Raw genomic sequence first — 26,033 nt, 5'->3', positions numbered from 1 at the left:
ACCTCCAAAAAGCTATGTTTTAATGATTGGATTATGTTGAAATTCGTATTTAGGTTTTGAAAACTATTAAGCCAGTATGAATAATACTCAGATTGGGGAAAATTTTCAATAAAGTGTGAGTAAAATATTGGACATTCTTGAAAAACATCAAAAACTTCATTTAATTTGTTCAAAATCTTTTTAGAAAAATTCAACCAATCGAAATTTAGTCATGCTAAAAGCACTTAAGTTAGATACAACAGCAGAGAAAAACATCAAAACTTGGCTCAAAGGTAAATATGATGCCGATACAAAAGCCAGTATTCAGAAACTCATTGATGATGGAAATGCTACTCAGCTAACCGACTCATTCTACAAAAACTTGGAGTTCGGTACGGGTGGTATGCGTGGCGAAATAGGTGTTGGGTCTAATCGTATGAATAAATATACGGTTGGTGCTGCCACACAAGGATTGGCCAATTATCTCAATAAAACTTTTGCGGGCCAAGAAATAAAAGTAGCGATTGCTCACGATAGCCGTAATTTTTCACCAGAGTTTGCTCGTGTAGCAGCCGATATTCTTTCGGCCAACGGTATCACGGTTTATTTGTATAAAGAACTTCGTCCTACGCCACAGTTATCTTTTACAGTGCGTCAGTTGGGTTGTCAAAGTGGTATTGTTATCACGGCCTCGCATAACCCACGTGAGTATAACGGTTATAAAGTTTATTGGGTAGATGGTTCGCAGGTAGTTGCTCCGCACGATAAAAACATCGTGAATGAAGTAAACGCCATCACTAATGTAAAAGACATTAAGTTTAAAGGCGTAAAGAAACGCATCAAAATGATTGGCGAAGTGCTTGATAAAGCTTATTTGAAAGCCGTAAAAAGCATTTGCGTAAATCCAAGAATGATTAAGAAACAATCAGATTTGAGTATTGTTTTTTCTCCGATTCACGGAACGGGTATTACGATGGTACCAAAAGCATTGGCTCAGTTAGGGTTCACAAATGTGCATGTAGTACAAGAACAAGCCACGCCAGATGGAAACTTCCCGACGGTGGTTTATCCAAACCCAGAAGAGCAAGAAGCCATGAGTTTGGCATTGAAAAAAGCCCAAGAAATCAATGCAGATTTAGTAATCGCAACTGACCCCGATGCCGACCGTGTAGGTATGGCCGTAAAAGACCCAAAAGGAGAGTGGCAGTTATTGAATGGAAATCAAGCGGCAAGTTTGATTATCTACTATTTGCTAAAAGCATGGAAAAAAGCCAAAAAGCTAACAGGAAATGAATTTGTAGCGAAAACAATCGTAACAACTGATTTGATTGACGAAATGGCAGCCAAAGCGGGTGTAAATTGTTATAATACGCTTACTGGTTTCAAATACATTGCACAAGTAATCAGAGAGCTGGAAGGCAAACAAACCTTTATTGGTGGTGGAGAAGAAAGCTATGGTTATTTGATTGGCGATAAAGTGCGTGACAAAGATGCGATTGCAAGTTGTGCCATGATTGCCGAACTAACAGCATTTGCCAAAAACGAAGGCCTTTCATTGTTCGATTTCTTGGCCGAAATGTACCAAAAGAATGGTTTCTACTACGAAGGACTCATTTCTTTAACTAAAAAAGGAAAAACAGGTGCTGAGGAAATCCAACAAATGATGCTTGATTTTAGAGCAAAACCACCAAAGTCATTGGCAGGCTCGAAAGTTATCCGCATGGATGATTACAAATCGCTCATGACAAAGGATTTGAAAACTGGCGAAGAGAAAGCAATTCCTGCTGGCGAAATGGGTATCGAGTCATCAAATGTACTTCAATTCTTCACGGCTGATGGTACTAAGTTTACTTGCCGCCCATCAGGAACTGAGCCAAAAATCAAGTTTTATGTAGGTGTAAGAGCCAAATTGAAGAAAAAAGATGAATTTGATGCTACTTTAGAAGCCTTAAAAGAAAAAGTGAAGTCGATTCAAGCCGAATTGAATTTGAATTAATATTTCAATACACCAAAGACCTGTAAGACAGAAAGAATCTTACAGGTCTTTTTCTGTCTAATCAAATGCAAAAATTTCACCTCGCCCAAGTAAATATTTCAAAATTATTAGAGCCAATTGATAGCCCATTATTGGCAGATTTCGTGGCACAGCTCGGCGAAATAAATGCACTCGCCGAGCAAAGCAAGGGTTTCGTGTGGAGACTCAAAGGCGAAAACGAAAGTGCCACTGCTTTACGAGTGTTTGATGACGAGATGATAATCATCAATATGTCGGTTTGGGAAAGCATCGAAGACTTGAAAGAATTTGCGTTTAAAACTGCTCACGCAAGTGTAATGCGAGGGCGTAATAAATGGTTTGCCAAACCTACGGAAGCAATGCTCGCTCTTTGGTGGATTCCCGAAAACTATACGCCAACGCCACAAGATGCAAAAGAAAGATTGGAAAGTATCAATAAAAATGGAGCAACTCCTTTTTCGTTCACATTTAAAGATGTATTTTTACCCAACGTTTAACCCAATCTCACTCATTTTATAAATTTCCTTAAATGTCACGATTTTGCTTCATAATTTCTTTATTATGCGTTTTGGCAAATCATGAGATTTACGGACAGCAAAACTTTGCTTCGCAGCACTTTCTTCCATTTAATGTAAAGGTTACACAAATTGAAATAGCTGGTCGAATCCTGCCGGTCAAGAATTCATATAGTATTGGCTACGAAGATAATGCCATTGAGGTATCTCTTACGACCGACCCGGTGATTTCAGATGTAAATTATAAATATCGTATCATTGAGAATAGTTTTGAGGGGGCTAAAACCTATCCGTGGATAAGTGCAAACAAAAATCAGATAAGAATAGATACCCTTAGCCCTGCTATTTATCGTTTCGAAATCGTTGGAATGGTGAGTGCCAATCATCAAGAAAGTAAGCCAATCTTTATTGAATTTAAGATTGAGTATCCGTGGTGGAGGTCGTGGTGGTTTTGGGGAGCTTGTTTCGTAACACTTTTTGGCTTGTTCTACGGCCGTGAACGTTTCCTTAAATTCTGGGCTGATGAAGAACAACGTCATTATAAACAAGTAACCGAACTCGAACTTCGCACTTTGCAGCTACAAATGAACCCTCACTTTGTATTTAATGCACTGAATGCTGTTCAGAGTTTTATTCTTACTCGTGATAGCATTTCGGCAAATAACTATTTATCGAAGTTCGCCAATCTTATTCGTTTGTTTTTAGATTCGTCCAGAAGCAAGTACATTACACTTTCTGACGAAATAAAACTATTGAGTTTATATGTCGAAATGGAAAAACTCAGATTCGATAATAAATTCGACTTTCATCTTGAAATTTCGCCCGAAGTCAATCAATTCGTTGATATTCCGACCATGATATTGCAACCATTTATTGAAAATGCAATTAATCACGGCCTTCGATATAAAGAAACAAAAGGAAATCTATACATTAATTTCTATAATCAAGGAAAGTTCTTGGTTTGTAGAATCGAAGATGACGGAGTAGGACGGGAGAGAGCCAAACAAATTCAAGCTAAATCTCGCAAAGGCTATCAGTCGCAAGGTTTGAAGATAACCGAAGAACGACTTCGCACATTTAATATGATAGCCGATTCGGATATTCGATTCTCAATCACCGACCGAATTGAGTCGCCAGAAGACCCATTAATGGATGTTGGGACATTAATCGAAATAAAATTCCCAAAATTTGGTTAATACCCGATGATTTTATTCTTTTGCAAAACTTAACCTTATCACACGCCTTACTTTTGCTATTATACTTTTACTCAACAAAACCAAATAAAACAATTTGAAGCGTTAAATAGTTGACTAATAGTTACTTATGTCTGTTTAGAAATAAAGCTATTCTGATGTAGGAAGATATTTTTCTTAGTTAATGTTTTGAAGAAGCGTTATAAAAGTCAGATTGCTTAAAATAAAGATTTGCAAAATGTATAAGGCTATTATAGTTGATGACGAAAATCGTAGTGTCGAAACCCTGAAAATAATTCTTCAGCAGTTTTGTGCAAATGAAGTAGAGATAGTAGGAACTGCTAATTCTATTCAGGAGGCATATACACTTATCCATACAGTTTATCCAGATATTGTATTTCTTGATGTCGAGATGCCACACGGAAGTGGTTTCGACCTACTTGAGAGAATCCCCAAACCAAATTTTGAAGTAATTTTCACAACGGGCTTCGACCGTTATGCCGTAACTGCTATTAAATTTAGTGCATTAGACTACCTTCTTAAACCTATTAATATAGAAGAGGTAAAAGAAGCAGTATCAAAAGCTAAAAAACGCATTGAAGGCAAGCACACTCAAAATAACCTTGAGCATTTAATAAATAATCTTCGCCATCCAAGAGATAAAAATAATAAAATCCCGATTTCGGTAGTTAATGGTTTTCAGTTTGTGCCTGTCAATACGATTGTTTATTGCGAAGCCGACGATGATTATACCTATATCCATCTGACAGATAATCAAAAACTAACAGTCTCGAAGAATATCAAAGAATTTGAAGATATTTTGGCCAATTACGATTTCTTCCGAATCCACCATTCGTATCTGGTCAACCGTGATTATATAAAAAAATATGTAAAAGGAGAAGGCGGCACTATTCTCACCGAACAAGGAAACGAACTTCCAGTTTCTCGCCGTCGTAAACAAGAATTCTTGGAATGGTTAAGCAATTTTTAATGCCCAAAAACCAAGAAATAAAATGTATCCGTTTAATCATTTTTTCGGATATTCATAAAATAATCAAAAAAAATATTAAAATTATACCAAATAGACTTTTTCTTCTCAAAAAAACTACCGTTTAAAAATAAATCCGCCACTTACCGAATTTTAACCGCCACTTACCGATTTGTAGTTGTACCGTTCAATTATGGAACATAAATTGCTTTCATTATTTCAATAGCACATTTAAGCTTTCCTTTATAATCGTATGAATAAACTGCTTTACTCAACTCCGATGAGCCTTGAAGGCTTTACGGTAGTTCAAAATGTGGCAAGCCAAGCCACGGGAACAAATTTGGCGATGAGAGTTGCGGGCAAACGCAACATGATTCAGCTTGGTGACATTTTGTATCTGAAAAGTGCAAAAAACTACACTATCTTCAAATTGAAAGATGGTAGAGAAATCATCAGCTCAAAGACACTTAGAATTTTTGAAGAAGAACTTCTTGAAATCTCTAACTTCGTAAGACCTCACCGCTCTTACATCATCAATCTCGAATTTGTCGATGATTTGTATTTTAATTGCAGAGGTGGCGAAGTATTGATTCATGACCAAAAGATATTTATTTCTCGCAGAAAAGCGGCTGAGTTCCGTCGTAGCTATCGCAGATACCTACGCACAACAGGACAAAACGTTTCTTCTACGATTAAATTGAAGACTACGATCCGAGTTTCTTAAACGTTACTCGTGGTTAATTTTTACTTTTTGGGTTACGAGGAATAAAGTGCTGGTCAAATCCGGCACTTTATTTTATTTTATAGAGGTCTGTACCGAAGGCCTGACCTACTTTCTGCATTTTTTCTCTTTCGCCATTCTGTCCAGTATTTTTTCAGGGCCTTTATTTACGCTAAAATATCTTTTACAGGAGAGTACATGAAGATTCGTGCCGTAAATGCACGCAGTTTTGTAGCACTATTATTAGATATAAAAAAGTAAACTTGATAAAGATTATTATGGAAAAAACACTAACATTCAACCATGTTAGCTATTTGTGGGACGAAACTAAAGCCGCTGAATTAGCTCAAAACGAAGTAGATTTATTTATTTATCGCTCAAATTTGCTTGGTGCTGATTTACGCCTTACAAACTATGCAGGAGGAAACACTTCGTGTAAAATTACTGAAACTGACCCCGTAACGGGCGAAGCCGCCGAAGTGATGTGGGTAAAAGGCTCAGGCGGTGATATTGGAACATTAACCAAAAAAGGTTGTGCAAACCTTTACGTCGATAAACTTCACGCACTAAAGAAAAGATACAGAGGTTTGGCATTTGAAGACGAAATGGTGGCTCTTTTTGACCATTGTTTGTTCGACCCAAAATGTGCTGCTCCTTCGATTGATACTCCTTTGCATGGACTTCTTCCTTTTAAACACATCGACCACCTTCACCCAGATGCACTCATTGCGATTGCCGCCAGCAAAGATGGCGAAGCAATTATGAAAGAAATTTGGGGTGATACGATGGCGTGGTTGCCGTGGCAACGTCCAGGTTTCGATTTAGGTCTTCAACTATCAAAAACTGTTGATGAAAATCCGAATCTTCGTGGAGTAATCTTAGGCGGACACGGTTTGTTTACATGGGGCGATACTTCGTATGATTCTTATATGAATACGCTCGAAGTTATCGAAATGGCTTCGGTGTATTTGGAAGCTAACTATGGTAAGAAACGTCCAGTTTTTGGTGGAGCAAAATTAGCATCAAAACCAGCCGAAGAGCGTAAATTGGCCGCTGCCGAAATCATGCCTACTTTGCGTGGTTTGGCTTCAAGTTATCGTTTGATGGTTGGACATTTTACTGATGATGCTCGTGTGCTTGAATATGTCAACTCACATGATTTGGAGCGTTTGGCACAAAAAGGTACGAGTTGTCCCGACCACTTCTTGCGTACAAAAATTCGCCCGATGGTGCTGACTGGCACTACAAAAGAGTCAATCGAAGCACAGTTTGAGGCGTATCGTGCCGATTATGCGGCTTATTATGAACGTTGTAAACACGATAATAGTCCAGCCATTCGTGATTCAAATCCTGTTGTGATTTTGTATCCACGAGTGGGTATGTTTACTTTTGCTAAAGACAAACAAACTGCTCGTGTAGCGGCTGAGTTTTATACCAATGCCATCAACGTAATGAAAGGTGCTGAGGCGGTTTCGGAATACGTTGGCTTAGACGAGCAAGAAGCATTTAATATCGAATATTGGTTATTGGAAGAAGCAAAACTGCAAAGAATGCCAAAACCAAAGCCATTATCGGGGAAAGTTGCCTTCGTAACAGGCGGAACTGGCGGTATTGGTAAAGCAATTTGCGAAGAATTATTGAAAGAGGGTGCGTGCGTTGTGGCCGCTGACCGTAATTTATTGAGCGAAACGCAAGCTGAGTTACGTCAGAAATTTGGTAAAGATTCGGCTATTACGACGAATATTGACGTAACAAGCTCGGAGGTAATTGCCGAGTCATTGCGTAATGCTGTTTTACAATATGGTGGGGTTGATATTATCGTAAACTGTGCTGGTTTATCAATTTCAAAACCCCTCGAAGACCATACGATTGCCGACTGGGATTTATTACAAGATGTATTGGTTAAAGGCCAGTTTTTGGTGTCACAAGAGTCAGTCAGAATCATGCGTCAGCAAGCAACTGGTGGCGATATTGTGAATATTGCGAGCAAAAATGCCCTTTTTGCTGGGCCAAATAATGTTGGTTACGGTACGGCAAAAGCTGCCCAAGCCCACATGACTCGCCTCATGGCTGCCGAATTGGGTAAAGATAAAATCAGAGTAAACACCGTAAATCCAGATGCGGTTTTGCGTGGGAGTAAGATTTGGGAAGGCGAATGGGCCGAAGGCCGTGCAAAAGCTTATGGCATAAAAGTAGAAGATTTACCAAAAATGTATGCGTCACGCACGCTTCTCAACGAAGAAATTCTGACCGAAGATATTGCCAAAGCAGTAAGAGTATTTGTTGATGGAAGTTTATCAAAATCAACAGGAAATATCTTGAACGTTGATGGGGGTGTGGCAGTGGCATTTGTAAGATAAAAGAAAGGTTAAGTGGGTCGGAGAAATTTAGCCGACTTAGGTGAGAGCAGAATGAGTGAATTGTTTAATTCACTCATTTTTATATTTAGTACCAATGAGTTTGTAAGATGAATAATTATTACATTTACTCAATGATTATTCGAAAACGATAGGCTTTCAGAAATACTTGATGGAGATAAGTTTACATCAAAATATTGCGAAAGTTTCCCCAATAACTACATTAAAAAAATGTATAAACTACAATTCAACCCCAACGATAAAACCCCTAAATACAAGCAAATTGTACAGTCAATAGTTGCCGATATTGAGCGGGCGGTTTTGAAAAAAGATGAACAACTACCATCCATTAGTGAATTGAGTGAAGAATATTACTTGGCTCGTGATACTGTTGAGAAGGCGTATCGTGAATTAAAAGAACGTGGCTTTATATCATCGGTGCAAGGAAAGGGTTTTTATGTAAACCGAACCGATAATAATAAGATGCGTATCTTGCTGGTTTTCAATAAGTTAAGTTCTTATAAAAAGCTAATTTATTATGCTTTCTTGAAAGTTTTGGGTAATAAAGCCAATGTCGATTTACAGATTCATCATTACGATGCCCGAATTTTTGCCGAAATCATAGCCAATAATATCGGGAAGTATAATTATTACGTAATTATGCCTCATTTCTTTCCCGAAAATGATAAGTCGCTTGCCTTGAAAACGCTGGAGAAAATTCCTTCGGAAGAACTCATTTTGCTTGATAAAGATTTACCCGAATACACAAAACCATGTTTGAGTGTTTATCAGGATTTTGAGAAAGATATATTTGATGCTCTCGACGAACTTCATGATTTGCTCGAAAAATACAACCGAATGGTGCTGGTTTTTCCGAGTGACGGAAATTATCCGAGCGATATTGTGCGGGGTTTTCGTCAGTTTTGTGTAAATTTCGGACGTGAATTTCAGATTAAAGAAAACGCACTCGACGAAGTATTACATACAGGAACGGCTTACTTGGTTGTAGAAGAAACCGATTTGGCCGAATTAGTAAAGAAAACCCGTCAGTCAGACTTAAAACTGGGGGAAGATATTGGTATCATTTCGTTCAACGAAACCACACTAAAAGAGTTATTAGAAATCACAGTAATTACGACTGATTTCGAAACAATGGGCCGAACAGCTGCCGCTCTTTTGCTTGATAAAAAGCAAATAAAAATAAAAAACCCTTTCTACACGATTCGTAGAAAGAGTTTATAATGGATTAGTGTTTTAAGTATGTTACCTATTATATGAACTGAACTGACTACCAACTTTTCAGACTTAATTAGCCAACAATTCATCTAATTTAGTCTGATACTCCTTAAACTTATCAAGGCCTTGGTGATGCCCTCCCTGCAATGTAGTGAGGGTTTTGTCAAGGTTTTTATTTGCCGATTCGAGTAGCTTTATGCTTTGTTTATAGGGAATGATTTCATCATCAGTACCATGAAAAACGTGTACATTGCAATGCACTTTTGGTAGCCATTCGTAGGCATTTAGTTTAAATTCGGAAACATATTTAAACGGGAAAATCGGGAAACGACTAAATGCTACATCGGGTAAGCTATAATAGGGCGTTTCGAGAATCAACTTCTTTACTGCATTATTTGAAGCCACTTTAATGGCTGCTCCACAGCCCAACGAACGCCCATAAAGCACAATTTTATCAGGGTTATAACGTCGGCTTAAATCATCGAAAATATATTGGGCATCGAACAAGAAATTTTGCTCGTCCAGTCGGCCATTGCTTTTACCAAAACCTCGGTAATCGTACATCACTACATCGTAGCCTCGCTTCGTAAATTCGGAAGCATATTCACCCCAACGAGTTAAATTATCGGCATTCCCGTGATAATAAAGCACTACGCCTTTTGAGACACTATCTTCCGACGCAAATCTAAGTGCGTTGAGTTTTACTTCGGGGGCTACTACTACATAAAACTCTTCGGCTTTCGGGAATTCATATAGATAATCTTTCGCCAGTTTTTTAGGGTGTAGAATGATAAATCGCTGAAAAAGCACTAATCCCGCAATCAGAACGGCATAAATTGTAAGGGCTATTTGAAGGTATTTTAATTTAAACACGGAAAATTAATGGATAATGAGTAATTGATAATGGAAAATGTTTAGAAATTTACGATTGACGAATTACGATTTACGATTTACGAATAAAAAATCTGCAAACTATCGCACGGGCGACCCCGTCGTAAATCGTAATTCGTCAATCAAAAAAGGTGTTTATCAAAAATCAAATCGAATCTATCGAGTAAGATTTCTTCGAGATGTTTATGGTATTCGGGAAACGATGGCAAATTATTGTGTCCGCCGCCGTAAATGGGTACTAAACGGGTTTTCTGCGGAGCAAGTTTTGCCAACTTTACACTTGACCGAAACGGTATCAAGAAATCTTTTGTGCCATGAATGATGTAAATAGGACATTTCACGAACTTAATATATTTATCGGTTCGGATAGAAAACCGCAGAATCATTGTAACAGGCAGAAATGGCAAAAAACGATTGGTTAACTGCGAAAAACTATAATATGGGGCATCAAGAATCAAGGTTTTAGGATGATTTTTTGATGCTAATTTACAGGCAAAACCCGAACCCAACGAGCGTCCGTAAATCACAATATTTTTTTCGTCGTAACCTTTGGCGAGCATCTTATGATAAACCACTTGCGAGTCTTCATACATTCGTTCTTCGTGCCGTTTACCTGTGCTTTTTCCGAAACCTCGGTAGTCTATCATCAACACATCATAATCGTGTGAGATGAAATCTTTGGCATATTTTGCCCAGCCTTTAATGCTGCGAGTGTTTCCATGAAAATAAATAACTAAGCCACGAGTTTCTTCGCCTACATCATAAAAAAGCAGTCCGTTGATTCTTGCTCCGTCGGGCATATCAAAGAACAGTTCTTCAAAATGGTCGTCGTATCGAAACTCAAAATCTTGTGACAGCTTCTCGGGCTTAAAAATAAAATACTCTTGTACTTTGTAGGCCACTACGCAAATAATGACATACAACACTATTACTAAAACAATGATTTCGGTAACAGACATAGGCACATCGTTTTTATGACAATGCGAATTTATCAATTTTTAGCGATGCACCCAGCACAAGTCAATAATTATTTGACCGTCATCCAATTGGCTTGCATCATTGGGTGATTCAATGGATTTTTTGAGCTACTTACATAATTGTTTTCGTATTCATGCACCAATTCGCCCAAAAGGTCTTTGAGCGTTTCGAGTTTGTTTTCGCCAAGCACTTCTCCAAACTTCTGATTTATATAATTGGTGCAGTTTCGCCAGTCAATCATAGCACGCAGACCCTTTTCAGTATATTTTACTATCAAAGCACGGGCATCTGTAGGGTCTTTTTCAACCATCACAAAACCTTGCTCTTGCAATTCTTTTACGAGTTTGCTCATGCCTTGTTTGGTCATGCTTGCACCTGCTGCTAAAGTATTAATGCTGGTGCCTTCCACTTCGATATGCACTAAAGCCACGATATGCCCCACTCGAAAGTTTTCGTAACCGATACCTTTCAGATAATCGCCTGCCAAATCGCTCATGTAGCGGTAGGTTCGGTTGAGAAGCTTACCAAACAACCGTGCTTTATTGGCTTTCATTTTGGCTACTTCTGCCAGTAATTCTTCGTTCATTGCTAATTGTGAGATGAATTAGGTAGGCCTAACTCTCTACATTAAATTCTGATTAAAAGATAAATATACTACAAAGGTAATACAAAAAAAATAATTGTCAACTTACTTGACTAATTTAGTAAACTTAGTTTACTTTGTGCCATCAAATTAAAATTAATCGAACCAAAGAGAAACTAAAAACTAAAACAAACGCAAGAAACTGAATACTAAAATGGAAAATACTTCTAAAAAATCGTTTAAAAACTACATTCCACGCATCATACTTTTATTGATTGTGATTGGAGCTGCTACTTATGCTTATCAGAAATATAAATACAATCAAAGCTACGAAACTACTGATAATGCCCAAATCGAAACCTACACAGTGCCAGTTGTGCCAAGAGTGGGGGGGTATGTAAATGCCGTAAACATGAAAGATTTTGAGCAAGTAAAGAAAGGTCAATTGTTGGTTGATATTGATGATAGCGAACAACGCTTGGCATTGGTCGAAATGGAAGCCATGTATCAACAAATGCTCACTGATGTAGAAAGTGCCAAAGCAAGCATCAAAAATGCTAATATGACTATCAGTGCTGCCGAATCTGGTCTTAAAACAACGGCTTTACGCAAAGAAAAAGCTCAAAAAGATGCTGAGCGTGATGCTAAATTATTTGCTGATAATGCCATTACGAAGCGTCAGGTTGATGATAGTAAATCTAATTTGGAAGTGTTGAATGCCCAGTACGATAGCCAAAAACAAGATTGGACGGCCTCAAAATCTCGTATTGATGTACTTTCTTCAAATTTGCACAAGGCTGAAGCGGCCTTGGCGGTGCAAAGAGCAAAAATCGAACAACAAAAACTGAAACTAACGTATTCGAAAGTGTACGCTTCTGAAAATGGTAAAATTGGTCGTAAGAGCGTTGAGCCAGGGCAGTTTATTCAACCAGGGCAAACTTTGGCCACAATCGTGCAAGATTCACTTTATTGGGTTGTAGCCAATTTCAAAGAAACTCAAATCAGTCGTTTGGCAGTTGGGCAAGAAGTAAATCTTAAATTAGATGCTTTTCCTGATATGGAATTGAAAGGAAAAATTGCTGACTTTTCGGATGCGACAGGTGCCAAATATGCTCTTCTTCCACCAGATAATGCAAGTGGAAACTTTGTGAAAGTTACGCAGAAAATTCCAGTAAAGATTGCGATTGAAGGCGTTGAAAAATTGCGTGACAAGCTCCGTGCGGGTATGAGTTTAGAGGTTGAAGTAAAAATTAAATAATGTAAGGGTTTCTAAAACAAACCCTTAGCTGCGGGAAATTGCAGGCTTGATATTTATGGAAAATACAGAAAATACAAAAAAGCCCATTGGTGCAGCACGATTCATCATTGTACTGACAACCGTAACGGCCGCCGTGATGGAGCTACTCGACACAACGATTGTCAATGTGGCTCTTAATCAGATTGCGGGTTCGTTGGGGGCAACAATTGAAGATATAGCTTGGGTGATTACGTCGTATGCCATTGCCAACGTAATCGTGATTCCGATGACGGGCTTTTTGGCCGAATATTTTGGTCGAAAAAACTATTATTTGGCATCAATGGTATTGTTTGGTATTGCATCTTATTTGTGCGGAAATTCAGATTCTTTGTGGGAATTGGTTTTTTGGAGATTTATTCAAGGAATTGGCGGAGGTGCTTTACTTTCTACTTCACAAGCCATTTTGTTTGATGCTTTCCCAGGAAAAGAACGAGGCATGGCTTCGGGGCTTTTCGGAATGGGAATCGTGTTGGGGCCAACACTCGGGCCAAGTTTGGGTGGTTATATAGTAGATAATTATACTTGGGGCGATATTTTCTTTATAAACGTTCCGATTTGTATTATTGCTACGGTACTTACAATTTTATATATTCCACGAAAAGAAGGAGAAGGAAAAAACAAGGCCAATATTAAGATTGATTACTTCGGAATCATATTGTTGATTATCGGAATTGGTTCGTTACAGTATATTCTCGAAAAAGGAGAGTCTAAAGACTGGTTTCAGTCGAGAGAGATTTCGGTAATGGCCTTGATTGCCGCACTCGGAATCGTAGGGTTTATCAGTAGAGAGCTAAACACCGACCATCCAGTAGTAAATTTAAGGGTTTTCGCTAATCGGAATTTTGCGTTTTCTTCGATTTTCGTACTTGTTTCGGGGGTTGGATTGTTTACATCGGTTTTTGTTTATCCAGTAATGGTGCAGCGTATCAATGGTTTTACGCCTTATGAAACAGGTTTGTCTTTATTCTTCCCGACATTGACAATTTTGCCACTCTTTCCGATTTTGGGCAGACGAATGTCGGCTGGGGCATCGCCAATTCCGTTTGTAATTGCGGGAATCTTGATTTTTGCTTTCTTCGGTTTTTATAGCGGAACCGCAACTGCCGATATGGGACGTTGGGATTTTTATCCGATACAGGTTTTGCGTGGTTTAGGTACGGTTATGTTGCAATTACCGCTCATCAATGCCTCGGTGGCTGGTTTGAAACCAAACGAATTTGGGTCGGGTATTTCGTTGACCAACATGATTCGTCAGCTTGGAGGAGCATTTGGTATTGCATTGGCCAATAATTACGTGGCTATTCAATACGCCCAACACCGCTCTGACTTGGTGGCAAATTACACGCCCAATAATCCGTTGTTTCTCGAAAAATTCAATGCTATCAAGATGGGATTTTTGTCTCGCTCAGGCGATATCGCACAGGCTTCAACGCAAGCGTACAGACAGTTGGAGTTGATGCTCGACCGCCAATCGTACTATTTGGCATACTTAGATACTTTCAGAATTGTGGCCATATTTTTCTTGTGTGTCTTGCCATTGGTGGTATTATTAAAAACCAAGAAAAAATCGCCCGAAGAAATTGCCGCTGCCGCCAAAGCTGCCGCCGAATCACACTAATATAATTATCAATTTTAGGCATTGATTATGAGTATTTTATCTCAAGTTTTTGTCTTAAATATCGAAACTAAAAAAATGAAAATCAATAAATTATTAATCATTGTTTGCTTGTTTTTAGGTAACGAAGTGCTTGCTCAGAGTAGCGAGCAAGTACTTTCTAAACTTATTAATCAAGCCCTCGAATATTCGCCAAGAGTAAAAGAGCAACAGCAGTTACTTAGCACTGGCGATTACCGCATCAAAGTTCAAGAAACGGGTCTTAAACCACAAGTAAGTGGCGATGTGAGCTACTCAAGAGTTGACCCAATTGCCAAGGCAACTTTGCCCGTTAATGGCGAACCTCGAACCATACAATTTCAGCCACATAATAATTATAATGCCAGTGTTGGAGCCACGTATGTGATTTATGATTGGGGAAGATTTAAGGAGGGTGTAAAGAAAACGGTTCTCGAAATTCAGCAACAAACTGGAGGAATCGAGACGCTGAAACATACTTTGGCTTACCAAGTTTCGCAGTTATATTATAGTATTATTTACTTGCAAAAAGCCATTGTCGTGCAGCAAGACCAAGTAAAATTAGTACAGGAAAACGGCAAAATCATTGCCGACCGCATAAAAAGTGGCGATGCTCTTGATTATGATGCTGTGCAAGTACAAGTACGCTACAAAAATGCCGAAATGCGAGTGATAGACCTACAAGGCCAACTCGAAAGACAATATATTTTCTTGAGTTCGTTGATTGGTTCTGATGCAAGAAAATTAATTCCAGCGAATGCTGAACTACAATTTGCTTATGGTAAAACTGATTTGCAAAGTGCTTATAATGAGGCGATTCAGAATAATGTTGATTTGAAAGGTTTACTTACAAAAGAAAGTGTTTTGGCTCAAGAAGTGAAAATTTCGGGTATGAGTAGTTTGCCTACTTTGGCGGCTAATGCCTCGGTGGGTGTGCGTAATGGTTATTTGCCTGATATATCTATTTTAAGACCCAATTCGTTGGTAGGGGTAAAGCTTTCGATTCCGATTTACACAGGAAAACGTGGAGCATACAACACTCAAATTGCTAAAATAAATCTTGATGCAGCAAAGCAAGTGACCGAATCTCAGAAAATACAAATTAATCGTGACCTCGAAAATGCTTATAACGATATAAAAGTAGCGAATCAGAAAAAGGAATTGGCTGCAAGTAATATTTATCAAGCTGAGTATAGTTTGAAACTGGCTAAAAATAGATTGGCCAATGGCGTAAGTACACCGCTCGAAATACAGTCGGCCGAGACAGGTTTAGAAGAAGCAAAATTTAATTTATTGCAATACGATTATCAGGCACTTTTGGCCAAACTCGAAATCAGTAGATTATCGGGAGTGAAGTTTTGGTGAGAAAAGTAGCACAATTTTCTAAATTGTTTCTTTATCGTAACATTTTGGAAAATTGTGCTATAACTATTTTTAATATAACATTCTGAAACGAATAGTCTCGTCGATGTCTTTGATTTCTTGAATGAACTCGTTGGTATAACCTTTGCTAATATCCATAATTACGTAGCCAATCGTTTCGTTGGTTTTTAGATACTGACCAATGATATTGATGTGGTGTTTCGCAAAAATATTATTGATTTTGGCCAAAATGCCTGGTACGTTTTGGTGAATATGTAATAAACGGTGCGAATCACGCAACAATGGTAATTGTACTTCTGGGAAGTTTACGCTGCCTGTTGTGCTACCATTATTCATGTATTCGAGCAAACGCTCAGGTACATAAAGTCCGATACCCTCTTGAGCTTCTTCGGTGCTTCCGCCGATGTGTGGCGTAAGAATTACGTTTGGTAAACCACGCAATTCGTTCTCAAATGGTTCGCTGTTGGTTTTTGGTTCGTACGGGAAAACGTCAACACCCGCACCCGCTACCTTACCCGATTTGATGGCTTCTACCAAAGCTGGCACTTCGACTACATGTCCACGGGCGAGATTCATGAAAATCACGCCATCTTTCATCATTTCAAACTCACGTTTGCCAAAAACATTGGTATTTTCTTTACGGCCATCAATGTGCATACTTACCACATCCGATACTCGTAAAACTTCTTCCAAAGAGCGGCATTTCTTGGCATTTCCGATGGGCATTTTATCTACAATATCGTAGAAATAAACCTCCATACCGAGTGCTTCACCGATAACTGAAAGTTGCGTTCCGATGTGTCCGTAACCAATCAAACCTAATTTTTTGCCACGAACCTCGAAGCTATTATTGGCCGATTTATCCCATTTACCAGCGTGCATTTGGTTGCTTTTCGTAAACACATTACGAATCAACAAAATCATTTCGCCAATCGCCAGTTCAACTACTGAGCGAGTATTGCTATATGGTGCATTGAAAACTGCAATGCCTTTTTCGGTACAAGTTTTAAGGTCGATTTGGTTTGTTCCGATACAAAACGCTCCAACTGTGATGAGTTTATCGGCATTTTCGAGGACTTTTTTCGTCAAATTGGTTTTTGAACGAAGTCCCAAAATCGAAACTCCTTTGATTTTTTCTGACAATTCTTCCTCGTCCATTGCACCTTTGTGCGTTTCTACATCAAAACCTTCACGTTTGAATGCCTCGATAGCAACCGAGTGAACGTTTTCGAGCAATAAGACTTTAATGCGGCTTTTCGGATATGATTGGCTGCGAGGCAATTTATTCAGATACAAAAACTCATCCAGCGATGGTACAATGTGGTCGGCATTGGCCGTAACTTTCTCACGCTTAACGTTTTCCGTGAAAGCATAGAAACGATTGGCCAGTCCAGAAGCACGAAGTTCGTAGTCGGTATAGCCATCGCCAATGGCATACACATCGCCATCAAGTTTCAATGAACTGAGAAGTTTTACTTTGCCTTTTTCGTGAGCTAAAACATTATCTTGGTCAACGCCAATAATATTATCTTCGGCATCGAAAACGAAAGTATTGGCATATACGTTTTCTTCTTTCAAACCCATCGACGTTACGATTGGCACGATAAATTCTTTGAAACCACCCGAAACGATTAAGATATGGTCAGAAAATTCACGTAAGAATTTTTCGTTGCGTTGGAATGACTCCGAAACTTGTGTATAGAGAAAATCAACCAATTGATTGATGTGCGAACGATTGGCCTTCAATAGTTCTATTCGGCGACTGAGTGCTTCCGAAAAAGTGATTTCGCCATTCATGCCTTGCTCGGTCAGACTTCTGATTTGAGCAACAACTTTTTCCTGATTGGCACTTCCTGCCAAAGCAATATTGGCGAGTTCGTCAAGGCCTTCTACTTTCGTAAAAGTGCTATCGAAATCTATGATATAATAGGTATTGTTCATGAAACCCAGTCCCTAAAGGGAAGCTATTTTTAAATGAAATAATATTTTACTGTAACGCTATTCTGATATGCTCAAAATGATGTTTAGTGTGCCAAGCAGCCATGCTTAGGGCCTGTGCTAAAGTGAGATTTATCTGACGTAATGCGTGAAAAAAGGTTTTGTTGAAATCGCTTTCCGACATATTCCTCATCAGGAATGCCCATCTTTTGTGCGTAGCTTCCAATAATAATAAAGCATCGGCTGGTGGCGTACTGGATATTTCGGCAGTGGCGTTCCAAGCATTGATATTGGCTACAAATCCAACTGGATTTTCGTCGGAAAGAGCTTGCTTGAAACGGGCGTAGTGCATGATGTGCATATCAGAAATGTGGGTCAATAATTGACGTACATTCCATGCTCCTTCACGGTAAGCTTTGGCCAAATCTTCGTCGGAAAGTTTCTTGGTAAGTCGTTTATACTTAGCAGGATACTTCTCAATGATACCGATGTTGCGTTCGATTTCTTTGGCCGAATAACTTTTCTTAGGAGACCATTTTCCGATAGGAAATTGGCGTTGTTCGAGTGTCATTACCGAAGTCATTGACAAGAATGATTTTGTTGTAAATCCAAATTTACGGACTATTTTAGAACAACAAGTTAGAAAGACTACTGATTTTATAGAAATAAACAAATATTTAAGAAAGTTCTTTGAATAGTCCTAAAAACAATAGAAAATTTTGTGATAATTAGTTATTTGTGATTAGTTATTGGGGAATTGGTAAACTGGTTATTAGTTATTGGAAAACTAGTTGTCGGGAAATTGGTTATAGGCGATGGGTAAAATTACGCTCGATAAATTTTTATTATTTACTCATTATCATGGAACTGAGTATTGGAGGAATTGTTATGATTAACCATTAACCATTAACCATTAACCATTAACCATTAACCATTAACCATTAACCATTAACCATTAACCATTAACAAATCAAGGAACAGGGTCGTAGCCGTGCGAATGGCTCCAGGGGCCGCAACGAGCGATGCGTTTGGCAGTTAGCCAAAAACCTTTGAAAAAACCATATTTCTGAAATGCTTCAACCGAATATTGCGAACAAGTAGGCGTGTAGCGACACGATGGCGGAAACCAAGGCGAAATACCTGCTTGGTAGAGTCTTACAAGAAAAATGGCGATGTATTTCATTGATAAAAAAATAGACAAAAGCTGTGAAAATCTGCTTTTACAGACCTAACAACTTTTGTCTAAAATTGGTTGCTTGTGGCTTCCTTATTCAAATAATATATAGAGCGTAACCGTGTGAGTTGTCAAGCGGTCAACGCCTTGAAGGGGCGTATTTTTATTATTTACTGGGTCAACTAAATTGTTGAGGCCGTGTGAAAAATGAATTTCGGGCGAAAACTTGAAGTATTCTCTAAAAAACTCAATCCCTGTACCATATTCAACACTGAAGTCACTGGTTTTTGTGATGAATCTTGACCTGTTTCTTCTACTATTAGGGTTTGTTTCAACGCCATAACGAAGTCCACCAAAAACATACATTCTTACATTTCCACGTCTTTCGGATTTGTACTTAAACATCACAGGAAGTTCAAACCAAGCAGTTTCCCGTAAATCGGTATTCTCTTTAAATTTATTTGGGTCGCTGTCTGGTAGTGCAGTATCTATGTATTTATATTCTAATCTTCTTCCATAAATGGATACCGTAGGTAAGACTCTAAAATCAAAATAATCGTTGAGTCTAAAATTAGCCAAACCTCCCATTTTAAGCCCAAAAGTAGAAGGAGAAGTAATGCTGTAATAATTATCTTTATTGACAAAGTAATTATTAAACTTCACGTTGTAATAAGTACTGGTTAGTCCCAAAAAATAGCCAAATCGCAGTGATTTTGCATCGTAATCGGCCTGAAAATGGCGGCGAGTTTGTTGAGCAAACACACTTTGTGCGAGTACTGTTACTAAAAAAAGACTAATTGTAAATCTAAGAAAAGGGACTTTTTTCATAAAAAATTTAAAAAGTAAAACTTATCAAGGCTTTTTGCCAATGTAAATTGAGCAAACGCCAAACGTAAGCGGAATACATTTTGTCTGACGAAATCCTGCTTTTTCAAACACTCTCAAGAAGTTTTCTCCTTCTGGAAATGCCTTCACCGATTCGGGTAAATAGCTATAAGCCGAACTATCTTTCGATACTAATCGGCCTATAAAAGGCAGGATTGTTGCATTGTAAAAATTGTATAATTGCTTAATAACGGGAGTTTTGGGATTCGAAAATTCCATGACCATGCACGTACCGCCCGACTTGGTTACTCGGCACATATCGGTTAGGCCTTTTTCGAGATTTTCAAAGTTACGTACTCCAAAAGAAACGATAACGGCATCAAAAGTATTGTTTTCAAACTGTAATTTCTCCGAATCGCCCATTTGAAGTTCGATTTTGTTTTCTAAACCCAGTTTTTTCATCTTTTCACGCCCAAACGATAACATTCCTTCCGAAATATCAACGCCGATTACTTTTTCGGGTTTGAGTTGTTTAACGGCTTCAACGGCCAAATCGCCCGTACCTGTTGCAATATCCAAAATTAATTGTGGTTTTTCGGCACGCAACATTGAAATAGCCTTTTTTCTCCACCAAAAATCAATTCCACCACTGAGCAAATGGTTCAAGAAATCATATTTAGGCGAAACATTATCAAACATTTCGGCAATTTGCTCACGCTTGCTGCTGTCTTTTTCTTTGTAAGGTACTACCATTATCGTGGAGCGATTCAACAAAATCGCTTGTGTATGTTAAAAATAAGTTTACAAAATTACAAAACTACTAATTGATAACTGATTGATTATCAGAAAAGTTTTTGAGAGATACTTTTTGTATATTTGAAATCGAATGAAGAAGAACACAATTTATGCAGTATATCAAGCATTATTCATCACCGATTGGCGTTTTGGAGATTATCGCAAACGATGATTTTCTGACGCACGTACTGTTTCGAGAAGCCCAAAAGAAACCAAGTAGCCAGTTAGAAGAAACACCCGAAAACTCTGTAATTATTGATGAATGTATTAGGCAATTTGAGGCTTATTTCGACAAAAAACTTAGAGATTTTGATTTGCCTTTACAGACACAAGGAACTGATTTTCAGCGAAATGTGTGGGAATATCTGAAAACGATTCCGTATGGGAAAACAATTTCGTATCTTGAGTTTTCTCGGAGAATCGGCAACGAAAAAGCGATACGAGCAGTTGGTACGGCCAATGGAAATAATCCGTTGACAATAATTCTGCCTTGCCACCGAGTCATTGGCTCGGATGGTAGTTTGGTGGGTTACGGTGGCGACCTTTGGCGAAAAGAATGGTTGCTTCGACACGAGGGAAGTTTGCCCAATCAGGCTCAATTAGGTTTATTTTAGCTTCTAAGTAGGGGTAATCAACAATAGAAATGTCATTAAACAAACTAATCAATAATCTATGGAAACGACTATTAATCAGTCTATTACAACCGAAAAAGACTTTTCTTCATCTTCAAAACTCTTGTTGGCCATTCCGCTCTACGTATATGTGAGTGTGATTGCTTCTATGTGCGTGATTCTCGGAATCTTGTGGGACATTGCTTGGCACATGAGCATTGGCCGTGACGGACTCTTTTCGGCTCCGCACGTGGTGACGTATATTGGGGCAGCAGCTGCGGGTATTTTTTCGGGTTATCAAGTTCTAAAAACTTCGTTTTGGGGAAACCAGCTCGAAAAAGGGAAAATGGTGAAGTTTTGGGGCGTTTTTTACAGTTCTTTGGGTGGACTTTTCTGTATTTGGGGTGGAATCGCTTCGCTTACATCGGCACCGTTTGATGATTGGTGGCATAATACGTATGGTCTTGACGTACAAATTCTTTCTCCGCCGCACACCGTCTTGTTGTTGGGGTTAATGAGCGTTCAAATGGGGGCAATGATTGCCGTTTTGGCTTTTTTGAATAGAAGTGAAAAAATAAGCTCGCTTTCGGCCGAAGAAAACACCAAACGTACGAACCGTTTGCAGTGGATGTTTATTTTTACGGCAGCTTTTCTAATCACCTCTATTTTTACATTCCTTTCAGAATCGTTGGGACGCTGGGCTATGCACAGCCCATCATTTTATCAAGTAGCGAGTGCGGCATTTCCAATTTTCTTGCTTGCAACAGGACGAGCTTCTGGAAAAAAATGGGGAACTACCTATATATGTTTTATTTTCTTATTCTTCCATTGGGTCGTCAATGCTGTTTTGAGACTTTTGCCAGTTGAGCCACTGCTTGGGCCGATTCATAATCAAATTACAACTTATCAAACGCTTGGCTTTCCATTGCTTTTATTTATTCCTGCCTTTGCAATTGACTGGCTTCGTGATAAGTTGTCTGCCAAAAATGATTGGACAATGGCTTTGATGTTGGGCGTAATCTATACAGTGGTTTTGTTGGTGTCGCATTATCCGTTTGGTACGTTTTTGCACGAATCTCCGCTTGCACGAAATTGGTTTTTTGGAAGCAATTCTTGGTCGTTTCAGAATGATGCCGACTGGGAATATCGCTTTAAGTTTGGACCTTGGAATGATAAACCGCTTTCGGCTTGGTTGACTGGTATTTTGCTTGCGGTTGTTTACAGTATCATTTCTTCTCGCATCGGACTTGCTTGGGGAAATTGGATGAAACAAGTGCAGAGGTAACCCCCCGCCCCTAAAGGGGAGCTAACAAATTCTCTGAAGTGTCCCTCTACAAAACAGAAATTTAATCAAATGAAAAAGATAAATATATTAAAATACATTTTAATCCTTCTCCTCAACTCCCCTTTAGGGGCGGGGGGGCGTTTGTTTGCTCACATTGGCAGTGCAGGTGTTGTGCATGAAGGTAAAGCGGGCAAATACAGTGTACAAGTATATGTAGAGCCACCCGATGTGATTCCAGGAACGGCCAAAGTGTCGGTGATGGTTGATGGAAACGATATAAAAAGTGTAAAAATGAGTCCGATTTATTATTGGACTGGCGATGAAGGTTCACCTCGTTCGGACGAAGGTATTATGACCGAAGCAGGAAAATATGAAGGAAAAATTTGGCTCATGGAAAATGGTGCGGCCAGCGTAAGAGTAGTTATTGAAGGGGCAAGAGGGAAAGGGGAAGTATTGATTCCGATTGCGGCACTTTCTACGGCTCAACGCCAACTACCAAGTTCGTTAGGTTGGATTTTGGCAGGGTTAGCTTTACTTTTGGTCGGAATCATGACTACAATTATTGGAGCAAGTACGGGCGATAGCTTGCTAAAAGTAGGAGAGAGTGAAAACAATTCGACTAAGAAAAGACGCATTGTTGGCTCAACGATTGGAGCTTCGTTTTGTGGATTGTTGTTGTTTGGAGGAAATATGTGGTGGAATGCCGAAACGGCAGATTATCAACGAAATATTTATCGGCCATATACTGCCACATCAAGTATTAGTCTTAGAGCTGGGCAGCGAATATTGAATTTCAAGATAGATTCAGCTTCGGTTAATGGCCGTTCGACAAGTTTTATTATTCCTGACCATGGGAAACTAATGCACATGTTTTTGGTAAAAGAAGGCTCGATGGAAGTATTTGCTCATTTGCATCCTTCTCGCAAAGATACATTAAAATTTGAAGCTCCTTTGCCTAATATGCCAGCAGGAAAGTACTTGATTTTTGCCGATGTATTGCGTTATCATAGCTTGCAAAATACGATTACTGATACTGTGGAGATTCCACAAACACCAAAAGTAAATGTAATGCCAACCCTCACGGGTGACTCGGACGATACTTTTGTGGTGACGAATGCACTTAATAAAAGTGCTAATTCGACAGTTGATGAAAGCATCACGATTTGTGGCAGCCCAGGTGTTAAAACCAAGCTGCAAGATGGTTCAAGCATTGTTTGGGAGGAAAAACCAAACCAGAAACTTGTAGCTGGAAAGGTATATGATTTGAAATTTTCGGTGCTTGCCCCTGACGGAAAACCTGCCGAATTACAAACTTATTTGGGTATGATGGGCCATGCTGCCGTTATCAAAGATGATGCAAGTGTCTATATTCATTTGCACCCCAATGGCACGTACTCTTCAACAGCTGTGCAAGTTTTGCAAAAACGCATTGGCGAGACAAGCAATAAACGTCCGAACTTAAATAATGCAAAGAAATTTAGAGATAGTGTCGATAATGTTTTGGCAAAACTTCAGACCATGACCGAAGCCGAACGAGATAAATTATTGATGGGAAATATGACACACGAAGTTAATGGGCATCATGGTGGACAGGTAACGTTTCCGTATGTTTTTCCGAAGGCTGGGCATTACCGTGTTTGGTTACAAGTAAAGCGTGAGGGCAAAATTCTGACTGGCGTTTTTGATGCGAATGTGATTTAATAGGAGGTTGAATATCTGTATGTTTTTATGAGCATACAGATATTCTCTTTTATTTTTTAATCGAAACTGTAAATTCTGTTCCTACCCCAAGTTGACTTTCGCAGCTTATTTCTCCGCCAATTTCATCTAAAATCCGTTTCACAATATTTAGCCCTAAGCCAGTTGACGACTCACCTGCGGTGGGTTTGGAGGTGGAAACACCATATTTTGTAAATAGTTTAGGTATATCATCTTCAGATATCCCAATGCCTTCATCTTTTACTTTCAATAATACTCTATTGCTTAGTTCTTCGGTGGTTATCCAGACTTTTGAGTTAGGATTTGAGTATTTAAGGGCATTGGAAATTAGGTTTTCTAAAACTCTGTTTATCAGATGTTTATCAGATAAAATTTGTATGTTCTTAGGGCTTGAAACGCTGAAAATAGCTATGTTTTTGGTTTTGGCAATTTCTTCAAACTCTGCCTTCACTTGTTTTACCGAATCGGTCAAATCAAAAGATTCAAGGGCTAACTCATGCTGATTGGTTTCGGCTTTTTCGACATCCAATATTTTTTTGATGAGCGTAATACCGCTTTCAGAGCTTTGTTGAATTACCTCGGTGGCTTCTAAAGCCTTTGGATTATCTTTTAAGCTCATTTTCAATATATTATTCCATGTTTTAATCGTCAAGAATGGCGTACTCAAATCGTGCGAAACCATACTAATCAGATTATTCTTTTCTTTGTTCAAATCGGATAGTTTTTGATTTTGACTTTCAATTAAAATACCTTTTTGGCGGTTTTTATACCAAAAATAGATGATAATACTCGAAAAAAGTACCAAACCCACCAAGCCAATTAGGTAGGCTAATTGCCGTTGTTTTTGCTGTTCGAGTTGTTGATTGAGTAGTTTATTTTCTTGTTCTTTTTTATCAGATTCGTATTTTTTCAGTACATCAATCATGGCGGCATCTTTTTCTTGATTGAAAAGACTATCGCTCAATTCGATAAAGTCTCGCTGAGTTTCAAAGGCATTTTTGTAGTCTTTTTTCTCGTAATAATCTCGTAGAAGAATATCTAAAGTGATTTTTTTAGAAGGCAAAGACTTAATCTCATCAAATATTTTAGTGGCTTTTTTTAAGTAATCAATCGACTCATCGTATTTTTTTGTTTCATATAAAGCATTACCAATGTTTTGAAAGACCATGCCAAGCGATTCGGGGTCATCTTGGGCAGGAATCAGCTTTTCGGCATTTTTATAGTATTCGATGGCTTTTTGAAAGTTTGCTTTTACAAATTCCAAATTTCCAAAAGTAATATTCGACAACCCGATAGAGTATGTGTCTTTGTTTTTCTCAAAACTCCTTATCGCAACTTGCTCATTTTTAAGCCCTTCGGCCAAATATTTTTCCTTGAGTTTTTTATCAACTTCTTTGCTTGCCAGTTTATGGTATTCGTTGGCAATATTGTGCGAAACATTACCAATCCAAGTGGTTTCGTTGAGTTTATTGAAAATCACCAAAGCTTTATTGTAGTATTCAATCGTTTGGAGTGGTTTTTCACGAAACTGATAACAGGCCGCAATATTGTTGAGGGCAATTCCAACCCGATATTGATTATTGAGTTGCTCGAAGCGTTTGATAGCATCTAAATAATAGTTGATAGCCGTAAGATGCTCGTTACCCACGTAATGAACCATGCCCAGATAATTTTTGCCGAAGGCGATGTCTTCTGGTTTATTGAGCAAAGTGGCGGTTGAATCAAATTTGATGGCGTAAGTTTTAGAAAGAGGAGGATTTGAATATAAGGCGGATTTGATGATTTGTGTGTAGATTTTCAGTCGAATAGAATCATGTTTAGCTTTTGGAATCTCTTTTTGAAGACTATCGAGTTTGTCTTGAGCTTTTAGCTGAAAAGTAAGAAAAACCAAAAAAATGAAATAGATTTTTGATTTCAT

General features: G+C 38.6%; 22 protein-coding genes. 13 read left to right on the top strand and 9 right to left on the bottom strand.

Annotation, left to right across the window (positions count from 1 at the left end):
* Positions 1-211: 211 nt before the first annotated feature.
* The 7 genes from IEX65_RS13870 (at position 212) to IEX65_RS13840 (ending at position 9,009) form a co-directional block, all read left to right on the top strand.
* A complete protein-coding gene (locus IEX65_RS13870; RefSeq protein ID WP_188766680.1) occupies positions 212-1,975 on the top strand; it encodes a phospho-sugar mutase in 1,764 nt (587 codons plus the stop codon).
* Between the two features lie 65 nt (positions 1,976-2,040).
* Positions 2,041-2,490 (top strand): DUF3291 domain-containing protein, encoded by a 450-nt coding sequence (locus IEX65_RS13865; protein ID WP_188766679.1) that lies wholly within the window; start codon positions 2,041-2,043, stop codon positions 2,488-2,490.
* A 71-nt stretch (positions 2,491-2,561) separates the two neighbouring features.
* Positions 2,562-3,704 (top strand): sensor histidine kinase, encoded by a 1,143-nt coding sequence (locus IEX65_RS13860; RefSeq protein ID WP_188766678.1) that lies wholly within the window; start codon positions 2,562-2,564, stop codon positions 3,702-3,704.
* A gap of 235 nt (positions 3,705-3,939) precedes the next feature.
* Positions 3,940-4,692: a LytR/AlgR family response regulator transcription factor gene (locus IEX65_RS13855; protein ID WP_188766677.1), complete on the top strand. Its 753-nt coding sequence runs from the start codon at positions 3,940-3,942 to the stop codon at positions 4,690-4,692.
* Between the two features lie 250 nt (positions 4,693-4,942).
* On the top strand, positions 4,943-5,413 hold the full coding sequence (locus IEX65_RS13850) for a LytR/AlgR family response regulator transcription factor (protein WP_188766676.1): 471 nt from the start codon (positions 4,943-4,945) through the stop codon (positions 5,411-5,413).
* 275 nt (positions 5,414-5,688) lie between these two features.
* Entirely contained in the window at positions 5,689-7,770 is a 2,082-nt protein-coding gene (locus IEX65_RS13845) for a bifunctional aldolase/short-chain dehydrogenase (RefSeq protein ID WP_188766675.1), read from the top strand.
* A gap of 228 nt (positions 7,771-7,998) precedes the next feature.
* Positions 7,999-9,009, top strand: a complete 1,011-nt coding sequence (locus IEX65_RS13840; protein ID WP_188766674.1) for a GntR family transcriptional regulator — start codon at positions 7,999-8,001, stop codon at positions 9,007-9,009.
* 63 nt (positions 9,010-9,072) lie between these two features.
* On the opposite strand, the gene IEX65_RS13835 is transcribed toward IEX65_RS13840, so the two are convergent.
* The 3 genes from IEX65_RS13835 to IEX65_RS13825 form a co-directional block, all read right to left on the bottom strand.
* The gene (locus IEX65_RS13835) at positions 9,073-9,876 is read right to left on the bottom strand and encodes an alpha/beta hydrolase (protein WP_188766673.1); all 804 of its coding nucleotides are present in this window, start codon (positions 9,874-9,876) and stop codon (positions 9,073-9,075) included.
* A gap of 140 nt (positions 9,877-10,016) precedes the next feature.
* Positions 10,017-10,853: an alpha/beta hydrolase gene (locus tag IEX65_RS13830; RefSeq protein ID WP_188766672.1), complete on the bottom strand. Its 837-nt coding sequence runs from the start codon at positions 10,851-10,853 to the stop codon at positions 10,017-10,019.
* A gap of 68 nt (positions 10,854-10,921) precedes the next feature.
* On the bottom strand, positions 10,922-11,458 hold the full coding sequence (locus tag IEX65_RS13825; RefSeq protein WP_188766671.1) for a MarR family winged helix-turn-helix transcriptional regulator: 537 nt from the start codon (positions 11,456-11,458) through the stop codon (positions 10,922-10,924).
* Between the two features lie 211 nt (positions 11,459-11,669).
* Between IEX65_RS13825 and IEX65_RS13820 the strand changes: the two genes are divergently transcribed.
* The 3 genes from IEX65_RS13820 (at position 11,670) to IEX65_RS13810 (ending at position 15,750) form a co-directional block, all read left to right on the top strand.
* Positions 11,670-12,713 (top strand): HlyD family secretion protein, encoded by a 1,044-nt coding sequence (locus tag IEX65_RS13820; RefSeq protein WP_188766670.1) that lies wholly within the window; start codon positions 11,670-11,672, stop codon positions 12,711-12,713.
* A 55-nt stretch (positions 12,714-12,768) separates the two neighbouring features.
* Positions 12,769-14,370: a DHA2 family efflux MFS transporter permease subunit gene (locus tag IEX65_RS13815; RefSeq protein WP_188766669.1), complete on the top strand. Its 1,602-nt coding sequence runs from the start codon at positions 12,769-12,771 to the stop codon at positions 14,368-14,370.
* 75 nt (positions 14,371-14,445) lie between these two features.
* On the top strand, positions 14,446-15,750 hold the full coding sequence (locus tag IEX65_RS13810) for a TolC family protein (protein WP_188766668.1): 1,305 nt from the start codon (positions 14,446-14,448) through the stop codon (positions 15,748-15,750).
* Between the two features lie 69 nt (positions 15,751-15,819).
* Here IEX65_RS13810 and serA read toward each other — a convergent pair whose 3' ends face one another.
* From serA to ubiE, 5 genes are all read right to left on the bottom strand, one after another.
* Entirely contained in the window at positions 15,820-17,709 is a 1,890-nt protein-coding gene (gene serA / locus IEX65_RS13805) for a phosphoglycerate dehydrogenase (protein WP_188766667.1), read from the bottom strand.
* A gap of 46 nt (positions 17,710-17,755) precedes the next feature.
* Positions 17,756-18,289, bottom strand: a complete 534-nt coding sequence (locus tag IEX65_RS13800; protein WP_188766666.1) for a YfiT family bacillithiol transferase — start codon at positions 18,287-18,289, stop codon at positions 17,756-17,758.
* Positions 18,290-18,676: 387 nt separating this feature from the next.
* The gene (gene yidD / locus IEX65_RS13795) at positions 18,677-18,889 is read right to left on the bottom strand and encodes a membrane protein insertion efficiency factor YidD (protein ID WP_188766665.1); all 213 of its coding nucleotides are present in this window, start codon (positions 18,887-18,889) and stop codon (positions 18,677-18,679) included.
* An 84-nt stretch (positions 18,890-18,973) separates the two neighbouring features.
* A complete protein-coding gene (gene porT, locus IEX65_RS13790; protein WP_188766664.1) occupies positions 18,974-19,708 on the bottom strand; it encodes a type IX secretion/gliding motility protein PorT/SprT in 735 nt (244 codons plus the stop codon).
* A gap of 24 nt (positions 19,709-19,732) precedes the next feature.
* Positions 19,733-20,461 carry a bifunctional demethylmenaquinone methyltransferase/2-methoxy-6-polyprenyl-1,4-benzoquinol methylase UbiE gene (gene ubiE / locus IEX65_RS13785; RefSeq protein WP_188766920.1) on the bottom strand — a complete coding sequence of 243 codons (729 nt, stop codon included), beginning with the start codon at positions 20,459-20,461 and terminating at the stop codon, positions 19,733-19,735.
* A 149-nt stretch (positions 20,462-20,610) separates the two neighbouring features.
* Here ubiE and IEX65_RS13780 point away from each other — a divergent pair, with 149 nt between their 5' ends.
* The 3 genes from IEX65_RS13780 (at position 20,611) to IEX65_RS13770 (ending at position 24,097) form a co-directional block, all read left to right on the top strand.
* Positions 20,611-21,114: a methylated-DNA--[protein]-cysteine S-methyltransferase gene (locus IEX65_RS13780; RefSeq protein ID WP_188766663.1), complete on the top strand. Its 504-nt coding sequence runs from the start codon at positions 20,611-20,613 to the stop codon at positions 21,112-21,114.
* A 58-nt stretch (positions 21,115-21,172) separates the two neighbouring features.
* A complete protein-coding gene (locus IEX65_RS13775) occupies positions 21,173-22,396 on the top strand; it encodes a hypothetical protein (RefSeq protein WP_188766662.1) in 1,224 nt (407 codons plus the stop codon).
* A 69-nt stretch (positions 22,397-22,465) separates the two neighbouring features.
* Positions 22,466-24,097 (top strand): DUF8832 domain-containing protein, encoded by a 1,632-nt coding sequence (locus IEX65_RS13770; RefSeq protein WP_188766661.1) that lies wholly within the window; start codon positions 22,466-22,468, stop codon positions 24,095-24,097.
* A gap of 49 nt (positions 24,098-24,146) precedes the next feature.
* Here IEX65_RS13770 and IEX65_RS13765 read toward each other — a convergent pair whose 3' ends face one another.
* Complete coding sequence (locus tag IEX65_RS13765; protein WP_188766660.1) at positions 24,147-26,033, bottom strand: tetratricopeptide repeat-containing sensor histidine kinase; 1,887 nt, start codon at positions 26,031-26,033, stop codon at positions 24,147-24,149.

It is taken from the genome of Emticicia aquatilis, from assembly GCF_014644295.1.
In the GTDB taxonomy this organism is placed as follows: domain Bacteria; phylum Bacteroidota; class Bacteroidia; order Cytophagales; family Spirosomataceae; genus Emticicia; species Emticicia aquatilis.
This window is presented reverse-complemented; position numbering and strand designations above follow the sequence as displayed.

Bases quoted from the DNA above. Each gene is read 5' to 3' on its own strand.
- IEX65_RS13825 (WP_188766671.1), bottom strand. From the start codon at position 11,458: ATGAACGAAGAATTACTGGCAGAAGTAGCCAAAATGAAAGCCAATAAA.
- porT (WP_188766664.1), bottom strand. From the start codon at position 19,708: ATGAAAAAAGTCCCTTTTCTTAGATTTACAATTAGTCTTTTTTTAGTA.
- IEX65_RS13820 (WP_188766670.1), top strand. From the start codon at position 11,670: ATGGAAAATACTTCTAAAAAATCGTTTAAAAACTACATTCCACGCATC.
- IEX65_RS13780 (WP_188766663.1), top strand. From the start codon at position 20,611: ATGCAGTATATCAAGCATTATTCATCACCGATTGGCGTTTTGGAGATT.
- IEX65_RS13870 (WP_188766680.1), top strand. From the start codon at position 212: ATGCTAAAAGCACTTAAGTTAGATACAACAGCAGAGAAAAACATCAAA.
- IEX65_RS13840 (WP_188766674.1), top strand. From the start codon at position 7,999: ATGTATAAACTACAATTCAACCCCAACGATAAAACCCCTAAATACAAG.
- IEX65_RS13850 (WP_188766676.1), top strand. From the start codon at position 4,943: ATGAATAAACTGCTTTACTCAACTCCGATGAGCCTTGAAGGCTTTACG.
- IEX65_RS13775 (WP_188766662.1), top strand. From the start codon at position 21,173: ATGGAAACGACTATTAATCAGTCTATTACAACCGAAAAAGACTTTTCT.
- IEX65_RS13810 (WP_188766668.1), top strand. From the start codon at position 14,446: ATGAAAATCAATAAATTATTAATCATTGTTTGCTTGTTTTTAGGTAAC.
- serA (WP_188766667.1), bottom strand. From the start codon at position 17,709: ATGAACAATACCTATTATATCATAGATTTCGATAGCACTTTTACGAAA.
- IEX65_RS13770 (WP_188766661.1), top strand. From the start codon at position 22,466: ATGAAAAAGATAAATATATTAAAATACATTTTAATCCTTCTCCTCAAC.
- IEX65_RS13855 (WP_188766677.1), top strand. From the start codon at position 3,940: ATGTATAAGGCTATTATAGTTGATGACGAAAATCGTAGTGTCGAAACC.
- IEX65_RS13800 (WP_188766666.1), bottom strand. From the start codon at position 18,289: ATGACTTCGGTAATGACACTCGAACAACGCCAATTTCCTATCGGAAAA.
- IEX65_RS13815 (WP_188766669.1), top strand. From the start codon at position 12,769: ATGGAAAATACAGAAAATACAAAAAAGCCCATTGGTGCAGCACGATTC.
- IEX65_RS13765 (WP_188766660.1), bottom strand. From the start codon at position 26,033: ATGAAATCAAAAATCTATTTCATTTTTTTGGTTTTTCTTACTTTTCAG.
- IEX65_RS13865 (WP_188766679.1), top strand. From the start codon at position 2,041: ATGCAAAAATTTCACCTCGCCCAAGTAAATATTTCAAAATTATTAGAG.
- yidD (WP_188766665.1), bottom strand. From the start codon at position 18,889: ATGAAATACATCGCCATTTTTCTTGTAAGACTCTACCAAGCAGGTATT.
- IEX65_RS13830 (WP_188766672.1), bottom strand. From the start codon at position 10,853: ATGTCTGTTACCGAAATCATTGTTTTAGTAATAGTGTTGTATGTCATT.
- IEX65_RS13845 (WP_188766675.1), top strand. From the start codon at position 5,689: ATGGAAAAAACACTAACATTCAACCATGTTAGCTATTTGTGGGACGAA.